The organism is Domibacillus sp. 8LH (assembly GCF_038806185.1).
In the GTDB taxonomy this organism is placed as follows: Bacteria; Bacillota; Bacilli; order Bacillales; family Domibacillaceae; genus Domibacillus; species Domibacillus indicus_A.
In genome coordinates, this window is record NZ_JAVJNG010000040.1 from 1 (window position 1) to 24,020 (window position 24,020).

Below are 24,020 nucleotides of genomic sequence, written 5' to 3' on the forward strand. Positions count from 1 at the left end.
CTAGGCTATGTAAGCCCGATTGAATACAAACGATCGCCCCTTAAAAAAGCTGTCTGATTTAGTGTTGACAATCCAAACTCCGCTGCTGCTGCTTGTGATGGTTTTAGTTCGACAGCAGAGCCTACTAAGTCTTGTATTGGCTTTCCTCCTTCAAGTAGCTAAGTTGTTGTCTCACTAATTCCGCTTGATGCTCCACATTAATAATCACTTTATCCTTAAATCGCCATATATCCCCTCTTAAATTGGTCTCCTCTTTTTTCTTCATCTGCTTTTTTATGCAAGCTTCTGTACTGGTCTGAAGCTGCCTGAATATTTCGAAGCCTGATCCTATTTCGTTTATTTAAATGACCATTTTGTTCTTTTGGTTCGCTTCTCGGTACATGGTGTTCCGAAGCAAGATAAAGATAAATCCCGTCACTAATGCAAAGATGCCGACAAATAAAATGTATATTGTTCCAAATTGAGCGATCACAATGCCTGCTGCCCCGGTGCCAATCGTCGTACCCAAGTTAACCGAAGTCAAAAACAACCCATTTGCAAAATCTGGCGCTTTCGGAGCAGCGGTCATAATCCAGTACTGATTAATGTTCGCACCGATGCCACCTAATACACCCCATACGAAAATAATGACCATAGTAGCTAATGGAAATTCACTCGTAAAGAAAAAGAGGAGATAAACAGCGGTTAACACAGCTGGAAAGATCGTGACAGAACGGATCGGATATTCTGTAAGCAGACGTCCCGCGATCACATTTCCGATAATATTCGCCAAACCATATACAAGCAGCATCGTGCTGATTGTGTGGGCAGACATACTTGTGACTACTTCTAAATATTCAGCGAGGTAACTGTAAATACCAAAAACAGCTGCGTTTAAAAATAGAACAGCCAAAATGGAGATCCATGTGATTCCTTGCGTTAAAACCTTTAATTGTGAGCCATATGATTGGCGCTCCTTTACAGGCATTGAAGGCACAAATAGCCAAGTAGCTAAAAATGTCAACAAATTCACAACTGCAAAAAACACCATCGCTGCCTGGAGAGAGACAGTGCTGGCAATAAAGCTTACAACTGGGACGCCTAGTACCATACCGGCTGAAACGCCAATAAACACTTTCGAAATTGCTTTAGGTGCTTCCTTCTCACTAACAGAAGTTGCTGCAACAGACAAAGCGATTGACACATAAACAGGATGAAAAAATGCTGGAATCACACGGGCTAAAAGAGCGACAGTAAAATTTGTCGTAAAGACAGACACAATATTTCCTGCGATGAAAATAGCCAGTACGATCAGCATTGCTTTTTTTCGATTCATGCCAGAAAAGACTAACGGTAAAGTAGGGCCAGCCACCGCAATTGCCAGTGCAAAAAGGCTAACTAATAAGCCTGCTTCTGAAATGCTGACTTGAAAATGATCGGCTAAATCGGGAAGTATGCCGATCACGCCCATTTCTGTATTTATAATCCCAAATACGCCGACAGCTAAAATAAAAATTAATAATCCTTTTGAATCTTTCATAAAGGATTTTTTCACATCCTTTCATTTTTCTCCTCTATAAACTCCGCTTAACTGTACATCTTTCTCTTTAAGACGGTTAGTCTCTTCACCAAGAGAAGTCATTAGTGAAGAGACCTTTTCTGTTTAAGTTATTTAAGAAAAGTTCTTACAGCTGTTCTCCATTTGTCGCAATCACATTTTTGTACCAGTAAAACGATTTTTTCCTTTTGCGTTCTAACGTTCCACTTCCATCATCATGCTTGTCTACATAAATATATCCATACCGCTTGGACATCTCGCCTGTTCCGGCGCTGACGAGGTCAATCGGTCCCCAGCTTGTATAACCCATCAGCTCTACGCCATCTTCAATTGCTTCTTTCATTTGAATAATGTGATCGCGAATATATGCAATGCGGTAGTCATCGTTGATTGAGCCGTCTTTTTCAACTTTATCATTTGCACCTAAACCGTTTTCTACCAGGAAAAGCGGTTTTTGATAACGGTCATACAGTTCGTTTAACGTTATTCTTAATCCGATGGGATCGACTTCCCAGCCCCATTCAGTTACGTCTAAAAACGGGTTTTTCACACCCGCCACAATATTTCCCTCCATCGCTTCAGAAGCGTCCTTTTCTCTTTTTTCTGTACGCGACATATAGTAACTAAAGCTGATAAAATCAACAGGATACTGTTTAATCAACTCCAGGTCGCCATCTTGAATTTCTAATTGAATATGATGTTCTTTAAAGTAGCGGCGGATAAACGACGGGTACTCTCCTCTTACTTGAACATCTGTACAAAAATTATTGAGAAAACGGGATTCCTGCTGTGCGTACAAAATATTTGCCGGGTTGCAGTCGATTGAATAAGTCGGAATGTACAAAATCATACAGCCGATTTTAGCTTCCGGGATGATCTCATGGCAATACTTCACAGCCAGGCTGCTCGCCACAAATTGATGATGAAACGCTTGGAAGGTTGGCTGGTATTTATCACTCTCTTCCTGGATCGCAAACCCTAACCCTTGAACCGGCATTTCATGTCCCGAATTGATTTCGTTAAATGTCAGCCAATATTTCACTTTATCTTTATAACGGGTAAAAATCGTTTTAACATACCGTTCAAATAACACAATCACATCGCGGTTCCGCCAGCCACCATAGTTTTTCACTAAATGAACCGGCATATCATAGTGAGCAATTGTCACTAACGGTTCAATGCCATGTTTAATTAATTCATCGAACACCCGGTCATAAAAAGCCAAGCCTTCCTCGTTCGGTTCCGGATCATCTCCATTCGGAAAAATTCTCGTCCAGGCAATAGACATCCGGAAGCATTTAAAATTCATCTCCGCAAACAGAGCGATGTCTTCCTTATAACGGTGATAAAAATCAACCGCTTCATGGTTCGGATAGGTGTATTTTTCAGTATTGATTTCAAAATCAAAACCGGGATTTTTTAAAATTTGCAGGCGGCCTTTTCCACCTGGGAGGACATCCGCTACGTTCAGCCCTTTGTTCCCTTCCTGAAACCCGCCTTCAAGCTGATTGGCTGCCGTTGCTCCTCCCCATAAAAAGCCTTCCGGAAAACTTTTTTCTGTTAATTTGTTCATTTTACCAATTCCCTTCTTACATTTATTTTATAATCGTGATCCATTTTATGAAGTTCGGCCGGAATCAAAGTTAGCAGATCTTCTTGCGATTCAGTAATATCAGATCTTAATTCGACAAAGTCACTATATTTATTCGTGTTCGTGATAATGACAGGGGTAACAACGTCATATCCAGCTTCTTTAATCTGGTCTAGATCAAACTGAATTAACGCATCACCCTTTTTGACGCGGTCACCCTGTTGTACAGCAGAAGTGAAATATTTTCCTTGCAGCGATACTGTATTAATGCCAATATGAATTAAAATTTCAGCTCCACTGTCAGATTGAATGCCGATTGCATGGCGCGTCGGAAACAGCATAGTCACCACTCCATCCACCGGAGAAGTCACCTCACCGGCTCTTGGTTCAATGGCAATGCCTTTGCCCATGGCGAGAGACGAAAATGCCGGATCACTTACTTCTGTTAATGGCTTCACTAAGCCGGATAGCGGGCTCACCAATGTTTCCCCTTTGATTACTGTTTCTGCTGATTTTGCTGTTTCTTCATTTCTTTCTGTTTCTTCCGTTGCCTTTTCCTCAAATCCAAAAATAAGCGTTAAGCCAGCAGATATTGAAAACGTGGCCAGCATGGCAATCACATAAGCTACTAAAGGTGAATAGATTGGAATACTTAACACAGAAGGAAAAGCATAAGCAGTAGATGCTGCGCCCAGCAATCCGCTGATACCACCGCCGATTACTCCCGCAATTGCTACGTAGATCAGCCCGCGTTTATTGCGAAGTGCCAGCCCATAAAGAATCGGCTCGGTAATGCCAGATAACAAGCCTGGCATTAATGTGGAACCTGCCAATGCTTTTAATTTTGTATCTTTTGTTTTTAAAAACACCCCAAACGCTAAACCAATTTGTGCAAACACGGCCGCCGAAACTAAAGCAAGAATTGGATCTCTTCCATTCGCCAAATTTTCAAGAATAAATGGTGTAAATCCAGTGTGAACACCGAACAACGTCATAAATGTCCACGCTCCGCCCAGTATAGCACCCGTTAACATACCGCTTTCTGAATACAAGAAGTTAATAAATTGCCCGATTCCATTTGCAATATACACGCCGACTGGCCCGAATGCGATCGTTGTTAATGGAACAATAATTAACAACGCCAACATCGGGAGTAAAAACATCTGAAGGTCTTTATGAATAATTCTCTTTAAATATTTATCTAATAAAGCATAAATGCTGATTGCAATAAAAGCAGGAAAGACTGTAGAAGAATAGTTCATTAACACAACAGGAATACCAAGAAAGTCAGTAAGGTCACCCCTTTCTTGGAGCAGCCCTGTAAAGTTAGGCTCTAGCAAGCTTGCACCAATCATCCCGCCTACATAAGGATTTGCGCCAAGTTTTATAGAAATCGTAATACCCAAGAAAATTGGAAGAAAATAAAAGATTGCATTTCCGGCCGCTACTAAAATGGCATACGTTCCGCTTTCAGTAGATAAAACGCCTGTCATTGTCAAAAGAGCTAACAATGCTCGAAGCATACCGGCGCCTGCCATCGCACCAAGCAATGGGGAAAAACTTCCTGTAATAACTTCAAATACTTTTTCACTGATTTTCACTTTTTGCTTTGGATAATCTGCTTTTGACCCTTCTGTAACAGGCAAAATGGAATTCAACTCTTTAAAAACTTCATTCACGTGACTGCCAATTACAACCTGAAATTGCCCGCCACTTTGAACAGCGCTCATAACTCCATCTAATTCCTGCAGTTTCTTTTTATCTGCTTTATCGTTTTCATTAAGAGTAAATCGCAGGCGTGTTGCACAGTGCACAACGTTTTTTATATTTTGTTCGCCGCCGACTAGTTTAAGAATTTCTCCAGCTAGCTCATGGTAAGACATTATTTTTCACTCCTTTTTTCTTTTTTTATTAAATTGACTCAATCCATTTGTTTCGTCGGCCGAATAATAACTTCACTCACAGACACCTGGTCAGGCGTTCTGATTGCATATGCCACTGCTTCCGCGACATCATATGCGTTTAACCCTGCCGTACGCTGAAGTTCTTCTATCCACTTTCTTCTGTTTGCATCTCGAATCGTCGTGTGCAACTCTGTGTTAACTGTTCCTGGAGAAATGAGTGTGCTACGAATATTGTTTTCACGTTCTTCCTGTCACAAGCCTTCCATAATGGCGCGCGCCGCAAATTTTGTGCCGCAAACTTGTCCCCACAATGACAACTACTTTGTTTTCAATTGCGTACAATTGCACCTATCCTTTCTTCATATTTATAGATAAGATTATTTTGAGCGCCGAAAGTAAAGGCTTTCATTCCTGTGTAAGACAAACAAGTATATTGAATACTACTACCTCTTTTGTAAACACAATCTCTAAAGTCGTTCGACACTCCCTTCTATGTTTTTATTCTATATTGCTCCAATCTTTATAACCAATACTTATGTCTAATAACATGATATAATTAAAAAGAATATCATGATTATAGAATGGAGAGAAGAAAATGGAATTGAGAGTACTGCGCTATTTTCTTGCGGTAGCCCGTGAAGGAAGCATGACCGCAGCGGCTGATGTGTTACATGTCACGCAGCCAACCTTATCTAGACAGTTGAAAGACCTAGAAGAAGAGCTGGGAAAAAAGTTATTTAAACGCGGCAGTCACAGCGTCATGCTGACAGATGAAGGAGTTCTCTTAAGAAAAAGAGCCGAAGAAATTATCGAGATGGTAGATAAAGTAGAAGCAGAGTTCACTTCGATGGAAGAAACGATCAGCGGGGATGTATATATCGGCAGCGGTGAAACTGAAGCGATGAAGCAAATCGCCCAGGTCGTCAAAGAGTTGCAGTCTCAATATCCAAACATCCGGATTCATTTGTACAGCGGCAATGAAGATGATATTACCGACCGGCTGGATAAAGGGCTGCTCGACTTCGGAATTTTGATTCAGCCGGCAGACTTATCAAAATACAATTACATCGACCTTCCTGCCAAAGACGTGTGGGGTGTGGTCATGAGAAAAGACAGCCCGCTCACTTCAAAAGAAGCCATTCAAGCAGCGGACTTGTTAGAGGTGCCTGTTATTTGTTCACGCCAGGCGATCAAACAGACGTATTCGAAAAATGACTTTGCAGACTGGTTTGGGGATGACTTCGGCAAGCTCAATGTAGTCACGACCTACAATCTCGCTTACAATGCAGCCATCATGGCCGCAGAAGGGATCGGATACGCGATTGTGCTTGATAAAATCGTCAATACTTCTTCAGGGAGCGCCCTTTGCTTTCGACCGCTAGAGCCTAAACTGGAATCCGGCTTGAACATTGTTTGGAAAAAGCACCAAGTCTTTTCTGCTGCGACGGGGGTGTTTTTGGAGGCGGTTCGGAAGCGGTTTTCATAAAAAAGCGCCTGTCCCACTGGCCTTGTATCAGCCAATTTATCGTTGTCAATAAAAGGAAGTTACGTAGGCTTGAACCTTCAGGTAATCGCAATGAATGCCAGCTGCACCAGCGTGGTTTAGGCGATCCGAAGCTTTAACCGGACGCATAAGAAGCCGAACGAGCGAAGAGCGCAAAAGCATATTATTAGAGCATTGTAAGGAAATCGTTCGTCAATTAAAACAATTGAAGCAGAATATACAGCTTATTGACACAAAAATTGCATTCTATGACAATCCGGACAACGTGCGGCTTATGGAACAGCTTTCGGAAAGTGCAACGACAATGAAAAAATAAAAAACTTGAGCACAGAGCTTATTCTCCTCATCGCTCGCCTATATTATTCCAAGAACAAATATAAGTCTATATTTCAATCGACCGTTTAAATATCGTACAGACAAGTTTTTCTTTTTCAAATAGAGTATATTACTTTAATTGTGAAGGAACCCCTTTTCCTTTTCAAAAACGAAATTGTGAAAGGGTGTACTTAAGCGGGTGCTTTTCTTAAGTAACGAAAAATCCCAATTTCTCAATTTTAATACTAAGAAATTGGGATTTTTCTTTTGGAATCTCCTTAACGTTGTAAATTCGCATTTTGCTGGTGGTACTCCTTGTTGAGATCTTTTATGAGCAAGTAGTTTTTGAATTTAGCATATAATATAAAAAACAAATATTAAGAATGTAAGTGCATAATTTATCACGCTTTTCTAAAAAGATCAAAAAGGCCTATTTTTTATATATTTTAACTTTAATGCATACCTTTCAAACAAACTCTTAGTGCCCATTTGGCCCATTTTCTTTTGTATGATTAGACGAATATCATTAATTTCTGGCGATACGGGGTACTAGCTAGGCTTTAGGTATAGGCGAGCAAACGACCAGCGAAGATGACACCTGTCCATACAATCAGTGAAACTACCGCTGCAACGCAGGCGGCGATCGGGGCTACGGCGGCATCGTTCCACGCATTAACCCGACGGTAAATGCCATTATGAAATACTGCGATGTTGATTGCTGCCAAGATGAGTAGCCCAAGCTTCCACGGCGCAGCACCAGAGCCGGCAATTATGGTTGCCTGCGCACTTAGCAGTGGAATCCCAGTAAGGATGACGATTGTCAGGCCAATATGGGCGATAGGCAGTAGATAGCGAGCGGCTTTTGTAACCGATATTAGGCGGCGTCCAATTCCTAGAAGCCGCAGGTCAAAAGCGAACGCTGGACCAACAAGGACGACGATTCCGAGAATATGGAGACTTTCAAGCACTGGGTACAGATACGGTGTGCTGCGTACCGCCTCGCCGAGAGCAGAGTCTTGTAGTAGCACTAGTATTGAGTTAAGGAAATCATACATGCGTTAATTCCCCCGGATGTTGCGACGTAAGTAGAAGAAACCTCCGACACCTATTGCGAGAGCAATAACGCCGAATACTGTCCATACTACCCAGTCCCCAGACTTCTCATTCTCAGATAGTTCCAGAACATCCGTACCCATAATTGGTGTATCTCCAGAATCCGTCGACGAGCCTGGTAGCGGGGCACGTACTGGGAGCGTATTGCCTAGTACTTGGTTGACTGGAGTGCTATTGTCTCCATACCAGAACACGACCGGGCGGAACAATCCATTGTCCTCTCGATTGATGTAGCCGACACCTTGGAAGCGCTCGCCGACCTCCAGTGCACGATCTAGCCCCCACATACCCGACCAAGTTGGCGGTGCGATAATGACCTCTAGCTCATTGTGAGAGCCGTTGTATGCGTGGGCAGCTTTGACTCGGGTGCTGTCCTCGGGGTCTTGCAACTCCTCTGGAATCTCCAGATCTGGTGTACTAGCAGGTAGGTTACTGTCTACGGTGATATCAAATTGCGAGTGCGGATTGCCCCAGGTACCATCTGAAGAAACTGTGCCCGCAACATAGACAAGGTTATTTGTATCAAAGCCATCCCATCCGTGATGCGCCAAAGTGGGTGACGCTGGAAGCAGAATGCTTCCTAGGACTACCACAGCGACGATTCTAAAGATGCTAGGCAGTCGTAAACTGTGAATACCCCGAGTATGCAATATCATGTTTTTCATTTATAAAAACCTCCTATTCGTTCTGTGCGCTACATCACACTTACGTTCATGTTCTACTGTAAAGACTTACAGTCCTTGAAGTCGACAAAAAACGATAGCACCACACAGGGCACCAGCTAGCCGACTTCATAGAAATTTTCGATTTGCATGTTCACCCTCCGCTCCCGACCCGACTCTCGGTTCTATGACTCTATCATACACTAAAATTTTCCATTTTTAGAGTCGTAGGGGTGCGGAATGTGAGATTAAACACTTAATCTCTTGGGAAAGGAATCCCTGTCTTAGTTTCATATGCTTCTATTAACTGATCTTGAGAAGGCTCATCGTAGATAACTGGATTAACGTTTGAATCTTCCTCACTTTGGAAGAAGTATTTCCCTGTAGCATCCGTGCCTTCTTCGATACCTTCAGCCAGCCAAACATAAGTCATGTATCCAGCACGTAAGTCATCAGGCGTAGTCTTGTTACCATTATGGAATCCCATTAGAGTCGGAACCCATCCCGGTTGAATGGCATTCACTTGAATGTCTGGCCAGTAACGAGATACTGTCATTGCTAAAGCAAGTATTTGAAGCTTAGTATCGCTGTAGTTAATACTAGGGGTATCACTTACGATTTCTTCAACTTTAAGGTTTCCTTCTAAATGTTGATCAGACGAAATGTAAATCAGATGCTGTGGTTTATTCACTAAACTGGTCAAAATATATGGTGATAAAGAGTTAACATTTAACATTTCTTCTGCTGGTGCTCCATAGACACCCGCATTATGAATGATGACATCAAAAGTTCCAAATTCATTAATCTGATCTGCCAGTTGTCGAGTTTGTTCTAAATCGGAAAAATCTCCAATAACGACTCCAAGTGCATTAGGCAAGTCTCTACGAACATCTTCTGCACGACTTTCACTTCGAGCATGAACTACCACTTGATGGCCTCGCTCAATTAAATACATTGCAGCCAATTGACCTAAGCCTCTAGTTGATCCAGTAACTAAAATTCTTTTTCTATGTGCCTCATCAACGGGTTCTGTATTGGCTTCTATATATAGAAGTTCTTCAACTACCTGCTCAGTATTATATGTTCCTAATCCAAATCTTTCTCCATCTGGACTAGCGTTGTTTCCTTTATCTCCATTATCGGGGGTTTCATTGTTCGTAAGTTCTTCAGGATTCTGAGGGGGTTGGTTTGATTGCATAAGTGAATTAATAATTAATCCTCCAGCAATGAGGATAACCAATCCTGCTATTAATCGTTTATATCTCATCATTTTACCTCCATTCTAATATCTAAACTTCACCATATTGTAATATTTAACAACACCTTTAAAATCTATATTGCATAAGGAATTTCAAACTAAAAAGTGTGAATCCCGACAAGTTATACGGGATTCACACAGCGGTTTTACTTAGCTTACGTTTGGCACGAAAAGCTCTCTATCTACAACACAAATCTAATTTTTTCTTGAGAGATTTTCTTGAAAGAACGACTCCAGTTTGTCAAATGGAATTAACTCCATGTTGTCGTATAAATCCACATGTCCTGCATCTGGTACAATGTAGAGTTCTTTCTCTTCGCCAGCTAGCTCATAAGCGTCTTCACTGTAGTATCTGGAATGGGCATTCTCACCTGCAATGAACAGCATTGGACGCGGACTAATTGTCTCAATCTGCTCAAACGGGAAGAAGTTCATTAGTGCCCCTCTGCTGGTAAGGCTCATAGGCACAGAGCGAGGGTGTTGTCCCCTAGGCGTACCGTAGTATTCAGCAAACTCTGCAGCTGCTGCTTCTTGTGAAGGTTTTAGTTCAACAGCAGAGCCTACTAAGTTTTGTATTGGTTCTCCTCCTTCAGCCTCAATCCAGCGCTGTTCAGCAGCTTCTTCAAGAGCTGCCCTCCATTCTTCCTCAGTCATCACCTCATCGGCTACCGGTGCTAACCCCAATCCCTCACGGTTGGCACGCCCCATGTCGTACATACTCACTGTCGCGACAGCTTTCAACCGAGGATCAGCCTGTGCAGCGTTGATTGTAAACCCGCCACTGCCACAAACGCCGATGACGCCAATACGGTCTCGATCCACCAAATCATGCGTCCCTAAAAAGTCTACTGCAGCACTGAAATCTTCAACAAATGCTTCTGGAGAGGCGATATTACGTGGTTCCCCACCGCTTTCTCCATTGTAGGAGGCGTCAAAGGCAATGGTTACAAAGCCCCTTTCCGCCATTTCCTGGGCATACAAACCGGAAGTCTGTTCTTTTACACCACCGAACGGATGTCCGACAATGATTGCAGGTAATTTAGCTGAGGTATCAATATCTTTAGGTACATACATATCCGCAACCAATTCAATTCCAAGTCTGTTATCGAATGATACTTTTTTATGAGTCACCTCGTCGCTCTTAGGAAAAGTCTTGTCCCATTTCGAGGTGCCTACTGTTTCCGCTTGAATTGCGCTTTCTTCATTTTCTTCTTGAGCGTTTCCATTACTGGCTGCATTTTCTTCTGCGCCTGAGGAGAATATAATAGTGCTAACTAAAATCAAGACCAGAGCAGCTGTTCCAAATGCTGCTAATAATTTTTTGTTCATTTTAAACCTCCTTTAATTGCCTTGTCTTTTCAATACCATCCTAAATTGATACAATTCAAATATCAAATACCTATATTGACTAGCATGATATACACATGAGGCATAGGAGGTTTTATCATGGAAATCCGAGTATTACGTTACTTTATTGCCGTTGCGAATCAACAAAGTATTTCTGCAGCAGCAAAATATTTTCATATATCACAACCTACATTATCGAGACAATTAAGTGACTTGGAAGCCGAATTAGGTACCCTTTTATTCATCAGGGGAAATCGAAAAATTACCCTAACAGAAGAAGGGGTGTTTTTACTAACAAAAGCGAAAGAAATTGTGGGATTAGTCGATAAGACAGAAGCAAATTTTAACCAACCAGAAGAAATTATTAGCGGTGAAATTTATATTGGCGGCGGTGAAACGGAAGCTATGTATTTTATTGCCGAAACTTTAAAAGATTTACTGAGAATCATCCAGCTATTCAATTTCATTTATACAGTGGAAATGCAGAGGACATTACAGATAAATTAAACAGTGGACTTTTAGACTTTGGTATTGTTATCGAACCAACAGATAAGCAAAAATATGATTACATGCAGTTACCAGCTAAAGATATTTGGGGCGTATTAATGCGTAAAGATAGTCCTTTGGCACATAAATCATCGATTCAGCCAGCGGATCTAATAGATAAGCCTTTAATCATCTCTCGCCAAAAAACTGTCGATAATGAGCTATCTGGATGGTTTGGCCAGAATGTTCAAGATTTAAATATTACTAGAACGTATAACTTGCTTTATAACGCCTCACGAATGGTGGAAGAAGATCTTGGATATGCCTTATGTATAGATAAATTGATTAATACATCAGGCAACAGCAAGCTTTGCTTTAAAACTTTAAACCCTAAATTAACAGCAGGTTTAAATATTATCTGGAAAAAACATCAAGTTTTCTCCAATGCAGCAAGTAAATTTTTAGATCAAATTCGATATAATATTAAAAAATTAAATCAAAATGAATAAACTTGAAAACCTCAAGTTTAAGTATAATAGAATCCAGTATAAGTTATACTGGATTCTATACTTATTTCTTCACCACAAAGCCAGTGGCTCGCTAACACTTGGTTCTGGAATTTCACTGTGGCAGCTTCCCCCATTCATTGTGTTTCAATAAGTCAAAGTCTGCAGAGTCAAAATGAAGTTAAAGCTTTATTATTTGAGCTTATAATCACTTTGATGCAGAGCTTGATTAAATGAAAAACACCATTTCTGTCTGGCATAATTAGAATTGTCCAAATCCTAAAACCACACAGAAAAGGTGTTTCCTTTTTCGGCCTTGGAATACTTTCCGTTTTAAAAAGTAATAGTTTACCTGTGCATACTTTTTTTCACCAGGTAAACTGTGCTTTTATTTCATTAGAAACTAACTCGACTTGTTTGAAATTGAGCTGTTAACTATGACTGTTTTAGCAGAGAACTTTATTTTGCCCTGCTGCTTAAAACCTGATCTAATACTTCCTCAGCATTATCGACTTCTTTTTTCCCAACTTCGTCTTCAAGGACTGATATCACGTTCTTCATCTGATCTTCCGTCAGGCCGGTATTAAACCCAATATTAAAATGAGACTGCAGCTGAGAGTTGACCCCCTCCATATTAGAGAGCGCTGCAATGGTTGCTAGCTCCCTGCTCTGGAAATCCAGAATATCGCGTCCGAAAATATCTCCGAACAGGTGTCCTTTCAAGAACTCATCAATGGCTGGGGTAAATGTATACACTGCCCCTGTAACCGGTGCTCCAACTAGGCGGGTCTGAATTTCCGTTCCAAGTTCGATGCTGGTTTTGTCAGCAGGCAGCGGGCTTGCTTCCGGTCCCATCTCATCCTTGATGCCTTGCGCTTCACGGTCTTCCAAGACGGCCATGAATGTGTTGATTCCATTCAGGCTGCGCGGGAATCCGGCATAGGCATACATCTGCACGAGAATTTCCTTGATCTCATTGACGGTCAGGCCGGCATCCAAACCTTCGTTCAGGGCAGTTTCTAATTGAGGTATATCTCCATCAGCCGTAAATGCGGCAATGGTCACAATATTTTCTTGTTTTTCACTTAAGGCTTGTGTTTCATCTTTCTCTTTTTTACTTTTTTCTTTTTTTACTTTCTCTTTTTCACTTTGAACACCATATTGCTCGTCCGTAACCTTCTCCAGCCATTCTGCGTTTTGGCCATCGAGCACGCCCGTAAGAGCCATATGTGTCATAGCTTTGGTCGGTGAAGCTCCATGCCAATGCTTGACACCAGGCGGGAACCAGACTACATCGCCTGCCCGAACCTCTTGAACCGGTCCGCCCCACTCCTGTACCCAGCCGACGCCTTCTGTAATGACCAGCCTCTGCCCTGTCGGATGAGTGTGCCAGGCGGTTCTTGCTTTTGGCTGGAATGTCACATAAGCACCAGAATAGGATGCCGAGTTGTTTTCAGAGAAGATAGGGTCAACGCGTACGCTGCCAGTAAAATATTCAGCTGGACCCTTATAGGAATCCTGCAAGCTGCCTCGAGTAATAATTGTTGAATTAGAATTTTCTTCGGCAGCCATTACCTGTCCTGCATAAGGACTCACTGAGGCGAGCAGGGAAAGTGACAGAATCATTGGTGTAAGTTTTTTCATGATTTTCTCCTTTCGACTGTTCATTTCAAAGTCGGACAAGTTTCGCGAGCAGAATGCTGTTTTTAGATGGAGCAAGGACATACAAACAGCATGACGGCAACTTGATCTAAACTTTTCATATTAATTTATCCGAAATAAAAGAAAACTCAGAACCTATAAATCTTAGTTTGTATAACAATTTTGTAACAGCTAATCTCTCTGCTTGAGAATTGTGACATAACCTGCGAAGTCTTAAACAAAAGTATGCAAACGGACCTTGTATCAAACTCAAAATCAGCTTTAACAATGCATTTGGAAGCAATTTTCGTAAAAGAGTGCCTGTCTCACCGGCCTTGCATAAGTGTAATTTATTATAATTATTGAGACAAAAAAGTGTGAATCCGGACAAAATATGCGGGATTCACACAGCAGTTTCACTCTGAATACCATTGGCACGCAAAGCTCCCTACGACTAGCATGAGCTTTATTTTTTCTTCAGATTTTCTTTGAAAAAGGACTCGAGCTTATCAAAAGGAATTAAATTCACCCGGTCGTACAGATCCACATGACCTGCGCCCGGAACAATGTAGAGTTCCTTCGGTTCGCCTGCCAGTTTGTAGGCGTCTTCGCTGAACTCTCTGGAATGAGCGTTTTCACCCGTGATGAAAAGCATCGGACGAGGAGAAATCGTCTCTATGTCTTCGAACGGGTAAAAATTCATGAACTTGACGTTGCTGGTCAGCGTCGGGTGTGTCGTAAGTTCAGGTGACGAGCCCTTGGGAGTAAATTCACCTCTTGAAGTGCGGTAGAAGTCATAAAACTCACGTTCAATGGAGGTAGAGTTTTCGTTCAGTTCATGTACTGTCCCACTGGTGTATTTGGTTTCACCACCTGTGAACTCCACATAGCGCTGCTCTGCTGCCTCTTCAAGAATCTTCTTTCTCTGCTCGAGAGTCTGCGAGTGGTTGAGCCCGTTACGGTTGGCGGCACCCATGTCGTACATACTGACTGTCGCAATGGCTTTCATGCGCGGGTCGATCTTGGCTGCGCTGATAGCAAAGCTTCCGCTGCCACAAATCCCGAGAACACCAATCCGCTCCCTGTCAACAAACGAACGGGTGCCCAGGAAATCCACCGCAGCACTGAAATCCTCGGCATAGATATCCGGCGAAACAGCGTTGCGAGGCTGACCCTCACTCTCTCCCCAGAAAGACAAATCCAAGGACAAAGTGACAAATCCCTTTTCAGCCATTTTCTGGGCATACAAATTTGCACTTTGTTCTTTTACTGCGCCCATAGGATGCCCGACAATAATCGCGGGATTTTTGGTGTTCTTCTTCAAGCCTTTGGGAATAAAAAGATTCCCTGCAACATTCATGTTGTATTGATTTTTAAATTCAACCTTCTTCTTGGTTACCTTGTTGCTCTTGTAAAAGTTGTCTGCTCCATTGGACATATCCGGCGTGTACGCAGCACCAGCGCCGGTCCCGGACGCAACGGTGGTCGTAGTTAAAAGCAAGCCCAGTGCTATCACTGTGAGTACACGCGTGATAATAGATTTCTTTTTCACTTTAAGTCCCTCCAATATTTTTGCTAATTTTATGACTCTTCTTTTCACGTCTGCAAATTTTACAGAATATATTTTGCTAGTGTGCTTTATTCCCCCCCTCTTTAGACAAGTTAAAGTCAGGATACAACTTGAAGTGAACTTTAAGTCAACAAAACCTATCGAAATTTCCCTTAAAAGATTAAATAGAATTATATAATTACAATTTTTAACTTTTTTACATAACTTCCAACATTATTTTCCCAGATACCGCAGCAGGGACGATAGGAGGTATAATTAATAAATTTACATTACTATTTCCTTCTTTTTATAGATTTTTTATAGAATTCAACTCCTATTTTCAAGTACTGCAGCCCATCCTCCAAACACCCTCCCGGCATCCGCTTGGTCCATTTTCTCCCGATATTATGAGTAAGTTATTGCTAATGATCCGGTTAAAACACTATTGTGCTTAATTGTCTGAGAATCATTCATCTGTCATCTGTTTAATTTTCTTCGACTCAGTACTCTTCTATTCTTCTCCTTCTCTTTCTTTCAAATTTTCAACTAGAGTATTTCGTTTTGTTGCTCTTTGAGTTACGCCATAATCTAGTTTTTTCTATTATCATTTAGATGAGAAACAGCTTATAAAACATGATTGCCTCAAAAAACATTAGGCACGAAGATATAGAAAAAGCCGATTATCCAATTAAGAAAAGGGAAATCAGCTTTTTCCAAGATTAATTTTAAACGATACTACTAAATCCTTTGTTAATACTATTACCAATCAATTTGTTTTCCGTCTCTAAAGAACCCCCCATTAGGTCCTTCCGATCCAATAGTCGCTAACCGAAGAATAGACTCTGCTGCTTGTTTGGGAGTTCTTGGGGCCGAGGGTCCACCCATATCTGAACTTACCCATCCTGGATCAACCGCGTTTATTTTAATATCACCTTTGGTTTCCGCAGCTACTAATTGTGTTAATCCATTTAGCGCAAGTTTAGATAACTTATAAGCCCCTGCTCCTTGAAGTGACATTTCGCTTATCGCTCCATACTCTGAGGATACATTAATAATTCTTCCATAGCCTTGTTTTTCCATAAGGGGAATAAAGGAACGGATCATATGGTAAGCACCGAAAAAATTCGTTGTCATCGTTTTCTCCAGAATAGAAGGATTCATAGCCACTAACTTTTTACTCTCATCCAAATACACACCTGCATTATTGATCAATACATCTAATCTTCCATAATGCTCGTTAACTGTAATGGCAGCTTGACGAATGCTTTCTTGATTATCTACATCCATCACCACAAAAGAAACGTCCAGATTCAACTTATTAAGTTTTTGCACTGCTTCATGACCCGTCTCTGGATCCCGACTTGTTAAAATGACCTTAAAACCGTCCCAAGCTAATTGTTTGACCAGCTCATATCCAATTCCTCGATTTCCACCAGTGACAATGGCAACTTGTTTATCCTGTAACATTGATAACTCCTCCAATTACACCAATATGATTTTCTAAGTTTCAGAATTCATTTTTTTGTTAAGTGAACCTCTCCACCTAAATCAATGATTTGGAGAGAGATGCTAATTTTTGTTTAAGAAATTAAAAGTGCGAGAATAAATGCCTACATTAGGAGATACCGAACTAAATATCAATAAAAGTAATTCTACGAATAACAAACATTACGTACCTAGTTTTGATATAAATAATCTGTCCTTTTATACAAAATAGAATATAACTTCAAAAAAGGAAAATTGCGCATAATCACTTCTCGTCAAAGGTCAGTATTTAATTGCATTTTCTTTTTTTAGCAATAATCCGTCATAGTGCTCAATTTTTTTGTCTAATCTTTTGACTGTTTCTTCAATTTCTAGCAATTTTGCTGCCAATCTCTGTCTTTCTTCAACTAGAATATTTTTGCGGGCTTTTAGAGTTTTATCTCCTTCGGTAAACAAAGAGGTATATTCAATTAATGACTCTATACTCAAACCGGCATTTCGCATACATTTTGCAAATTCAATCCGTTTAATGTCATCTTCATTATAGTCACGAACACCATTTTCTTTGCGGTTTACAGGCGGGATCAAACCTATACGTTCGTAATATCTGAGAGTGGCTGCTGTTAGATTAAACAGCTTTGCAACTTGTGTAATATTCATCCTTTCTACCTCAATTCTTTTATATAAAAGATTCTATTGCTTAAAGCTAACTTGAAGTTAAGGGAGTTACGGACAGAAATCCCCCAACTCCCCCCCCCCATTACTACTGTTTCCGCAAGCTGCTAGAATCGTTGAAATTACCAATATAGATAAAAGTAACAAAATGTACTCTTTTCTCATGAAAGCGCATCCTGACTCATAACACCTTGGAAACTGACATGAATAAACAGGGATCATCATGGAACTTTCATTCATATAGCTGCCAAGAAGGCGCATAAATAGATAGAAAAAACATCGGTTGGTAATTGACAATCCCTGCTATTACTAAAACCCGAGGACGCTAAACGAATGATGAATTGCGAAGGCTGCGATATTAGGGTGAACCAGTATTTTATTCAATTAATTTAATTCTGAGAGGGGGATTCTGTATAACTTATCATCATTCTCCTGTGGAGCACCGCGCCCGTCTGTGTTGTTGCTAATGAAATAAAGATAGTCATCTTCAATCAGCACATCCCGAATTCTGCCAAGTTCCGTAATTACCTCTCGTTGTTCACCTGTTTCAAGGTCAAATTCCAATAATGCCGTTCCCCTTAATGCTGCAACGTATAATTTGCCATTATAATAGTCCATTCCGGATGGCGCCCAAGTTTCTTCATCCTCATCTCCAGAAGTGAATAGCGGTGACACCATCCCTTCTTGTTCCTCATGGCCTTCAATACTCGGCCAGCCATAATTCTGACCGACTTCTATTTCATTCACCTCATCATTTGCATCGTTCCCGTGCTCACTTGCATATAGCTTGCCGTCAGGTGACCAGGCAATTCCTTGAGGGTTTCGATGCCCATAACTGTATAGGAAGGAATTTGGATAAGGATTATCGTTTGGAATCGATCCATCAAGATTCATTCTTAGAATTTTTCCACCTAATGAATTCGTATCTTGTGCTATATCCTGTTCAGAGGCATCACCGGCTGTTGCATAAAGTTTTCCGTCAGGCCCAATTTTGAGACGTCCTCCATGATGGTAGGAACCACTTGGGATTTTATCAAGGAGTAAGCTCTTTTCCCTCCAAACGTTATCCTCCAAACGGAGTGTAACAATTCGGTTGAATTGTCCGGAACTATCTTCATACGTGTAATAAGCATATGCTACATTCGATTCAGGAAAATCAGGAGCGAGTACAAATCCCAATAATCCTGCCTCCGAAGCTGTTGAAAGTTCTTGCTCCAGTTCCACGCTTTGCCTGTCTATTTCTCCATTTTCTATTTTTACGATAATTCCCGGTCTTTCTGTTAAATAGAATGTATTTTCAAGCTTTTCTATAGACCAAGGAGCCTCAAGATTTTCTGCTAGGACTTCTTGCTCTGTGCTTTCCTGCTCACTTGAAGCATTTTGCTGCTTATCTGTTGAATTTGGTTGTTCATTTAAAGAACAACCAACGAGTAAAAGAATCACAATCATATACATGGTTTCTTTCATTATTCATTCACCTCAACCAACTAGATATTTTCTATTCTATTAATCTCATTTCAAACAACTTGGATAGACTCTAAAATATTGATTTCTTTCACTAATATCTAGTAGATTATGTTGTTGAAAAACTGTGAGGATTTGTTAAGGGAACATTTGCAACTCCGGAAAGTCTGAGTATTTATAAGAGTATGTCAATTTTTCTCTCAATTTATGACTTATTATTTTGTTATATGACTAACTCATATCAGTTTTTTGAACTGCTCTTCGTTCCTGCTTCTGAATAAATTTCAAAGCATAATGTGTCCCACAAATATAGATTCCCGCGATAGATAAGTGGTCAATTAAGAATCTTGTAATGGAATCATCATTGACCCAATTACCAAATGGGTTATAAATGAATAGTTTAGAACCCATCTCTCTCTCAAAGGAGGAGTGCACCCCATACATCACAATTAACACAGCCAAAATACGTAGCGCAATGGTGTGAATACGATTAGCACTGGTGATCCCCGTCATCTTCCTTACTGAATTGATAACCATTCCCCAGGAGAACCCTATATGCACTGCCATGATGATAAATCCCCAATAGGCTGTCTGGACATGTATTTGCCTGTACATCATGTCATTATTTACAGGGATAAAAGGAAATACGTCACTGGAAATGAACACCCCACTTACCATCATCATAATCATCGTAACTAAGAAAAGCAGATTGACTCCTATTTGCAAAATACGGCGCAGCTTGTACTTTCCCTTAAGTATCTTTATATACCAATGTCGATTCAAAAAATTATGGACTATAAATAACAGGAATACCACAGCCCCAACGAATTCATGGATTGTATTTCCGGTAATATAGTAAGCCATTGCTACAAACATAAAAATTGTCATAACAAGGTCATTTGCCAGCTTTACTGCCATCTTTTGGTTCAAAACATTCTCCTCTTTCTATTTTTTCGTAGCCTCCTTAGCTTTCCTTCAGTTTTTAAATATTTTTCACTGTAGTCATCTGCTATCTGGCTATCGTAGGTTTTTAGTTTGTTATAGTAATAGCGCAGCTGCAGCTTATAAAATAACTTCCGCACTATCTTCCAGCCCCTGTTCATTAATGGCAACACGTCCATTAGCTTTTATATTGTTGTAAATACAAACTCAAAAGTACCTCCTGAATTTTTTTCACTTTTTCCTCATCGCTTATTAAATTACGTTCTTCTTTATTTACGTCCTTAGAATCATTCATATGAGCAGATATCTCATTTACCCTCCAACCCTCTGTAGGGATAACTGTTGTTTGGGTTTCTGTACTGCTGTTCTTTGATTGTGCAACCTCTCCCAAATCAAACTCTTTCATCTGATCCATGGAATTCAGATAGTCATCCCTTTCCTGATTTGCGTGACAGGTAAAGCAACGACCAATATTATCTTCCCTCACTTCCCGGCCAGGAGTAAATGCCTGGTATTCCCATTCCCCATTACGTTCTTCGGGCGAGTATTGGGAGCCCCAGCCGGTTCGCTTTTCCATCACTAAATATTGATCAATCTCTCCATCCTTATATCCCACAAGAGTAATAACTGTGCCGCTCGGAAGCTCCTCACCGTTCTGCACCGCTTCAATCGCTTCCTTACTATTTATATAGATGTCTTCATGAATATCCCCTCGATCATAAGTGGCAAACACAATCCCCTTTTCAAGGTCTTCAGGGAATTTAACAAGGTTAGCCCCAGATCCAATCTCAGCGTATTCCCCAGGCTTAGCTCCAGAGGAATCCTCTTCTTGTTGAGAATTTTCCTTTGTGTCAGTCTCATTGTTGTTACAAGCAGTAGCGGTGAGGGCTAGCAGCAATGCAACTATTAGAATTAACCGTTTTTTCCTTTTGTTGTCTTCCACCATATAAGGTCTTAAGTTTTTTTTCATCATTATCACCTCAACTAATAGATAGCTTTTCTGCTCTATTACACTCATCTACAAAACAAGCCTACAATTTAAAGTTAACTTTCGTTTCAAACGAAAAAAGAATAATGGAAAATTATTTATTTTTAAAATTTTCCCATTATTCTCGTTTCCTTATTCAATCCGGATGGACTAATAGAGTGAAGAGAGTTAGATACTTTGTTTCGTTGGACGAATCAAGATTTCACTTACCGCAACCGTTTCAGGTGTGCTAACGGCATATGCCACAGCGTCGGCAACGTCCTCTGGTGAGAGACCATACCCTTTTGTCTGTGCATTTTTCCTTAACGTTTCTTGTGCTTCAGGATCGTTTATTGTGTTATATAATTCGGTATCTACTGCTCCTGGAGAAATCATCGTACTGCGAATATTGTTTTCACGCTCTTCCTGGCGTAAGCCTTCCATAATGGCACGAACAGCAAATTTTGTCCCGCAATATACAGCAGAAGTTGGATAAACAACATGCCCCGCTACAGAGTCAGTCGCAATAATTTGGCCAGATTGCTGTTTTCTCATGACAGGTAAAACTGCCGCAATCCCATTTAACACGCCCATGATATTGATGTCTAACATTTGTCTCCATTCATCAAAGCGTTTTTCCGAAAGTAGCGCAGTTGGCATGACCCCTGCGTTGTTATAGAGTACGTCTATACGGCCATATTTTTCGACTGCCAAATCGACAACTGCTTGAACTTCCTCTTTATTGGTTACATCAGCCACCGCATATGAAATATCAGCGTTTGGTAATGATTCAACAAGTGTTTTCAAGCGGTATTCACGGCGAGCTGCAATGACTAATTTTGCTCCTTCTTCTGCAAGCTTCTTGGTAGTGGCTTCACCAATCCCACTTGAGGCACCCATAATAACGACAATTTTATCCTGAATTTTTGACATCCTAAATAACACCCTTTCTTATTTTTCTTTTGAAAACAATTCTTTTACAACTATGATGCTGGACATCGGGTTTGCCCTTCAAACAAGATCATCATTAATTAATCTCTTTTTAGTTAAATGATCTTTAATGAATTGTATAGCCTGCATCTCGTCAGTTCCGAGGGCCTTTATATATACTTTGGTTCCGGGTTTAATTCCTAATGACATAATGTCCATTACAGACTTAGTTGAGTGTTTTAGGTTGACAGTTTCCCCCTGGTATTCAAGAAAAATATCAGATGTAAATCTATGAGCTAGGCTTACTAATTGGGTTGCGGGTCTCGCAAATCCTGTGTCCTTAATAATCTTAAACTGTGTTTTAATCATTCTTCACCTCGTATGACCATTATTGACATAAAGTATCCTTTAATAAAAATTGTCCCTAACAAGCTAAAGGACATTTTTTTAAATCAGGATATTTAATGAACGCATCTCACAGGAAGAATAACCATTTCGTTAATGATTGTATCCATATTAGTCAACTTGTTTAGTTGGACGAATGATGATTTCGCTTACTACAACCGTTTCAGGTGTGCTAATCGCATAAGCTACTGCATCTGCTACATCACTTGATTTTAAGCCAGTAGTACGCTGAAGAGCCTCTACCCATTTACGTCTTTCTGGGTCATTAATAGTTGTATGAAGTTCAGTATCTACCGTTCCTGGAGAAATTATTGTACTACGAATATTGTTTTCCCGTTCTTCCTGGCGCAGCCCTTCCATGATCGCCCGCACAGCAAATTTGGTTCCACAATATACAGCACCTTGTTGAAAAACAACATGTCCAGCTACGGAATCAGTCGTAACAATTTGACCGGACTGTTGTTTTTGCATAATAGGTAAAACTGCCGCAATCCCATTCAACACACCCATAATGTTAATGTCTAACATCTGACGCCATTCATCAAAGCGTGCTTCTGAAAGCGGTGCATGTGGCATGACCCCTGCGTTATTGAAGAGTACGTCTACACGGCCATATTTTTCGACTGCCAAATCGACAACTGCTTGAGCGTCTCCTTCATTCGTAACATCTGCAACCGCATATGAAATATGAGCGTTTGGTAATGATTTAACAAGAGCCTTCAGCCGATCTTCACGACGGGCTGCAATCACTAATTTTGCGCCTTGTTGTGCAAGCTTCTTGGTAGTAGCTTCACCAATTCCACTTGAGGCACCCATAATAACAACAACCTTCTCTTTAATCGTAGACATGATTGGTAATGTCCTTTCTTTTTTTGTTTTGCAGGCAATTCATTTTTAAAGCGGTACTGGTGAACATTGATTCGCCCGAAAAAGAAAATCATCATTGATTGATTAATCAACACTCGTTTATAATTATAAATAGAGGAACATTGCTTTCAATGGTTAAATGAAGGCGATTTGTTGATTACTCAACAAATTTATAAAAATTGTTGAGTATTTTTAGGAAAGTTTGGTGACTTAACAATGACTAAAGTGGATAGAAGAATAACCAAAAGCCAGGAAGCCATTAAAAAGGCTTTAATCGAACTGATGTCTGAAAAGGGTTTTGATGACATTACCATTCAGGATATTGCTGACAGGGCAAATGTTAACCGGGGAACGATCTATCTTCATTACGTGGATAAATTTGATTTACTGGATAAGATAATCGAAGAACATATAAACAACATGAGTGATTTTTGTGAATCGGCAACTGAAATGGATTGGATTGAATCAACTGTACACTGTATGGAGTATTTTGAAAGTAATTATTTATTCTTTTCAACGATGTTGGCGAGTGAAGGAGCCTCATACTTTCGTAATCGATTTCTCAAGTATAATATCGAAGAATTCAAGAAAGATGTGGATATAACAAAAGGGAAAAATCATGGTCAAAGTGAAGACGTAATTGTTCAATTTGTTGCGAATGCTTATGTAGGAATAGTGGAATGGTGGTTAAAGAATGGGATGCCTTATCCACCTCGTGTCATGGCAGAAAAAGTGGGAGATTTGTTAGAAAGGATTGTATAAACCTCTCCTAAATTAGTGAAAGAATATGATAATTTGGAGTTAGTATAGTTTCATGGACACAGTTTAATTAAGTCCTTACAATTATTTTGAGAGGATGTGTCCGAATTGGA

20 protein-coding genes and 1 pseudogene are annotated in these 24,020 nt (G+C 40.5%); 3 read left to right on the plus strand and 18 right to left on the minus strand.

Annotated features, from left to right (window positions below):
* Positions 1-340 precede the first annotated feature (340 nt).
* The 4 genes from RG959_RS22580 to RG959_RS22595 all read right to left on the minus strand — a co-directional run bounded on the left by RG959_RS22580 (position 341) and on the right by RG959_RS22595 (position 5,220).
* On the minus strand, positions 341-1,519 hold the full coding sequence (locus RG959_RS22580) for an MFS transporter (RefSeq protein WP_342799065.1): 1,179 nt from the start codon (positions 1,517-1,519) through the stop codon (positions 341-343).
* 145 nt (positions 1,520-1,664) lie between these two features.
* The gene (locus RG959_RS22585; protein WP_342799066.1) at positions 1,665-3,110 is read right to left on the minus strand and encodes a glycoside hydrolase family 1 protein; all 1,446 of its coding nucleotides are present in this window, start codon (positions 3,108-3,110) and stop codon (positions 1,665-1,667) included.
* A complete protein-coding gene (locus tag RG959_RS22590; RefSeq protein ID WP_342799067.1) occupies positions 3,107-5,011 on the minus strand; it encodes a beta-glucoside-specific PTS transporter subunit IIABC in 1,905 nt (634 codons plus the stop codon). Before RG959_RS22590 ends, RG959_RS22585 begins: the two co-directional genes overlap by 4 nt.
* A 38-nt stretch (positions 5,012-5,049) precedes the next feature.
* Positions 5,050-5,220, minus strand: coding sequence for a Rossmann-fold NAD(P)-binding domain-containing protein (locus RG959_RS22595; RefSeq protein ID WP_342799068.1), 171 nt, complete (start codon positions 5,218-5,220; stop codon positions 5,050-5,052).
* A 407-nt stretch (positions 5,221-5,627) separates the two neighbouring features.
* On the opposite strand from RG959_RS22595, the gene RG959_RS22600 reads away from it, so the two are divergent.
* On the plus strand, positions 5,628-6,518 hold the full coding sequence (locus RG959_RS22600; RefSeq protein ID WP_342799069.1) for a LysR family transcriptional regulator: 891 nt from the start codon (positions 5,628-5,630) through the stop codon (positions 6,516-6,518).
* Between the two features lie 893 nt (positions 6,519-7,411).
* Here RG959_RS22600 and RG959_RS22605 read toward each other — a convergent pair.
* From RG959_RS22605 to RG959_RS22620, 4 genes are all read right to left on the minus strand, one after another.
* Complete coding sequence (locus tag RG959_RS22605) at positions 7,412-7,906, minus strand: hypothetical protein (protein ID WP_342799070.1); 495 nt, start codon at positions 7,904-7,906, stop codon at positions 7,412-7,414.
* A gap of 3 nt (positions 7,907-7,909) precedes the next feature.
* A complete protein-coding gene (locus RG959_RS22610) occupies positions 7,910-8,629 on the minus strand; it encodes a hypothetical protein (RefSeq protein ID WP_342799071.1) in 720 nt (239 codons plus the stop codon).
* 253 nt (positions 8,630-8,882) lie between these two features.
* The gene (locus RG959_RS22615; RefSeq protein WP_342799072.1) at positions 8,883-9,893 is read right to left on the minus strand and encodes an SDR family NAD(P)-dependent oxidoreductase; all 1,011 of its coding nucleotides are present in this window, start codon (positions 9,891-9,893) and stop codon (positions 8,883-8,885) included.
* A gap of 186 nt (positions 9,894-10,079) precedes the next feature.
* Positions 10,080-11,213: an alpha/beta hydrolase gene (locus RG959_RS22620; protein ID WP_342799073.1), complete on the minus strand. Its 1,134-nt coding sequence runs from the start codon at positions 11,211-11,213 to the stop codon at positions 10,080-10,082.
* Between the two features lie 117 nt (positions 11,214-11,330).
* Between RG959_RS22620 and RG959_RS22625 the strand changes: the two are divergent.
* Positions 11,331-12,226 (plus strand): annotated as a pseudogene (locus RG959_RS22625) (LysR family transcriptional regulator).
* A 456-nt stretch (positions 12,227-12,682) separates the two neighbouring features.
* Here RG959_RS22625 and RG959_RS22630 read toward each other — a convergent pair.
* The 10 genes from RG959_RS22630 to RG959_RS22675 all read right to left on the minus strand — a co-directional run bounded on the left by RG959_RS22630 (position 12,683) and on the right by RG959_RS22675 (position 23,130).
* Positions 12,683-13,867: a (R)-mandelonitrile lyase gene (locus RG959_RS22630; RefSeq protein ID WP_342799074.1), complete on the minus strand. Its 1,185-nt coding sequence runs from the start codon at positions 13,865-13,867 to the stop codon at positions 12,683-12,685.
* Between the two features lie 463 nt (positions 13,868-14,330).
* On the minus strand, positions 14,331-15,416 hold the full coding sequence (locus RG959_RS22635; protein WP_342799075.1) for an alpha/beta hydrolase: 1,086 nt from the start codon (positions 15,414-15,416) through the stop codon (positions 14,331-14,333).
* 756 nt (positions 15,417-16,172) lie between these two features.
* Positions 16,173-16,880, minus strand: a complete 708-nt coding sequence (locus RG959_RS22640; RefSeq protein WP_342799076.1) for an SDR family NAD(P)-dependent oxidoreductase — start codon at positions 16,878-16,880, stop codon at positions 16,173-16,175.
* A gap of 300 nt (positions 16,881-17,180) precedes the next feature.
* A complete protein-coding gene (locus RG959_RS22645; protein WP_342799077.1) occupies positions 17,181-17,558 on the minus strand; it encodes a MerR family transcriptional regulator in 378 nt (125 codons plus the stop codon).
* Between the two features lie 399 nt (positions 17,559-17,957).
* Positions 17,958-19,040, minus strand: a complete 1,083-nt coding sequence (locus RG959_RS22650; RefSeq protein ID WP_342799078.1) for a PQQ-dependent sugar dehydrogenase — start codon at positions 19,038-19,040, stop codon at positions 17,958-17,960.
* A gap of 228 nt (positions 19,041-19,268) precedes the next feature.
* Positions 19,269-19,967 (minus strand): DUF4405 domain-containing protein, encoded by a 699-nt coding sequence (locus RG959_RS22655; protein ID WP_342799079.1) that lies wholly within the window; start codon positions 19,965-19,967, stop codon positions 19,269-19,271.
* A 190-nt stretch (positions 19,968-20,157) separates the two neighbouring features.
* Complete coding sequence (locus RG959_RS22660) at positions 20,158-20,949, minus strand: cytochrome P460 family protein (protein WP_342799080.1); 792 nt, start codon at positions 20,947-20,949, stop codon at positions 20,158-20,160.
* Positions 20,950-21,135: 186 nt separating this feature from the next.
* Complete coding sequence (locus RG959_RS22665) at positions 21,136-21,879, minus strand: SDR family oxidoreductase (protein WP_342799081.1); 744 nt, start codon at positions 21,877-21,879, stop codon at positions 21,136-21,138.
* Between the two features lie 78 nt (positions 21,880-21,957).
* Positions 21,958-22,245 carry an HPr family phosphocarrier protein gene (locus tag RG959_RS22670; protein WP_342799082.1) on the minus strand — a complete coding sequence of 96 codons (288 nt, stop codon included), beginning with the start codon at positions 22,243-22,245 and terminating at the stop codon, positions 21,958-21,960.
* A 147-nt stretch (positions 22,246-22,392) separates the two neighbouring features.
* The gene (locus RG959_RS22675) at positions 22,393-23,130 is read right to left on the minus strand and encodes an SDR family oxidoreductase (RefSeq protein WP_342799083.1); all 738 of its coding nucleotides are present in this window, start codon (positions 23,128-23,130) and stop codon (positions 22,393-22,395) included.
* Positions 23,131-23,364: 234 nt separating this feature from the next.
* On the opposite strand from RG959_RS22675, the gene RG959_RS22680 reads away from it, so the two are divergent.
* Entirely contained in the window at positions 23,365-23,910 is a 546-nt protein-coding gene (locus RG959_RS22680) for a TetR/AcrR family transcriptional regulator (RefSeq protein WP_342799084.1), read from the plus strand.
* Positions 23,911-24,020: the final 110 nt, after the last annotated feature.

Coding starts and splice junctions, on each gene's coding strand:
- RG959_RS22580 (WP_342799065.1), bottom strand. CDS start 1,519: ATGAAAGATTCAAAAGGATTATTAATTTTTATTTTAGCTGTCGGCGTA.
- RG959_RS22585 (WP_342799066.1), bottom strand. CDS start 3,110: ATGAACAAATTAACAGAAAAAAGTTTTCCGGAAGGCTTTTTATGGGGA.
- RG959_RS22590 (WP_342799067.1), bottom strand. CDS start 5,011: ATGTCTTACCATGAGCTAGCTGGAGAAATTCTTAAACTAGTCGGCGGC.
- RG959_RS22600 (WP_342799069.1), top strand. CDS start 5,628: ATGGAATTGAGAGTACTGCGCTATTTTCTTGCGGTAGCCCGTGAAGGA.
- RG959_RS22605 (WP_342799070.1), bottom strand. CDS start 7,906: ATGTATGATTTCCTTAACTCAATACTAGTGCTACTACAAGACTCTGCT.
- RG959_RS22610 (WP_342799071.1), bottom strand. CDS start 8,629: ATGAAAAACATGATATTGCATACTCGGGGTATTCACAGTTTACGACTG.
- RG959_RS22615 (WP_342799072.1), bottom strand. CDS start 9,893: ATGAGATATAAACGATTAATAGCAGGATTGGTTATCCTCATTGCTGGA.
- RG959_RS22620 (WP_342799073.1), bottom strand. CDS start 11,213: ATGAACAAAAAATTATTAGCAGCATTTGGAACAGCTGCTCTGGTCTTG.
- RG959_RS22630 (WP_342799074.1), bottom strand. CDS start 13,867: ATGAAAAAACTTACACCAATGATTCTGTCACTTTCCCTGCTCGCCTCA.
- RG959_RS22640 (WP_342799076.1), bottom strand. CDS start 16,880: ATGTTACAGGATAAACAAGTTGCCATTGTCACTGGTGGAAATCGAGGA.
- RG959_RS22645 (WP_342799077.1), bottom strand. CDS start 17,558: ATGAATATTACACAAGTTGCAAAGCTGTTTAATCTAACAGCAGCCACT.
- RG959_RS22650 (WP_342799078.1), bottom strand. CDS start 19,040: ATGAAAGAAACCATGTATATGATTGTGATTCTTTTACTCGTTGGTTGT.
- RG959_RS22660 (WP_342799080.1), bottom strand. CDS start 20,949: ATGAAAAAAAACTTAAGACCTTATATGGTGGAAGACAACAAAAGGAAA.
- RG959_RS22665 (WP_342799081.1), bottom strand. CDS start 21,879: ATGTCAAAAATTCAGGATAAAATTGTCGTTATTATGGGTGCCTCAAGT.
- RG959_RS22670 (WP_342799082.1), bottom strand. CDS start 22,245: ATGATTAAAACACAGTTTAAGATTATTAAGGACACAGGATTTGCGAGA.
- RG959_RS22675 (WP_342799083.1), bottom strand. CDS start 23,130: ATGTCTACGATTAAAGAGAAGGTTGTTGTTATTATGGGTGCCTCAAGT.
- RG959_RS22680 (WP_342799084.1), top strand. CDS start 23,365: ATGACTAAAGTGGATAGAAGAATAACCAAAAGCCAGGAAGCCATTAAA.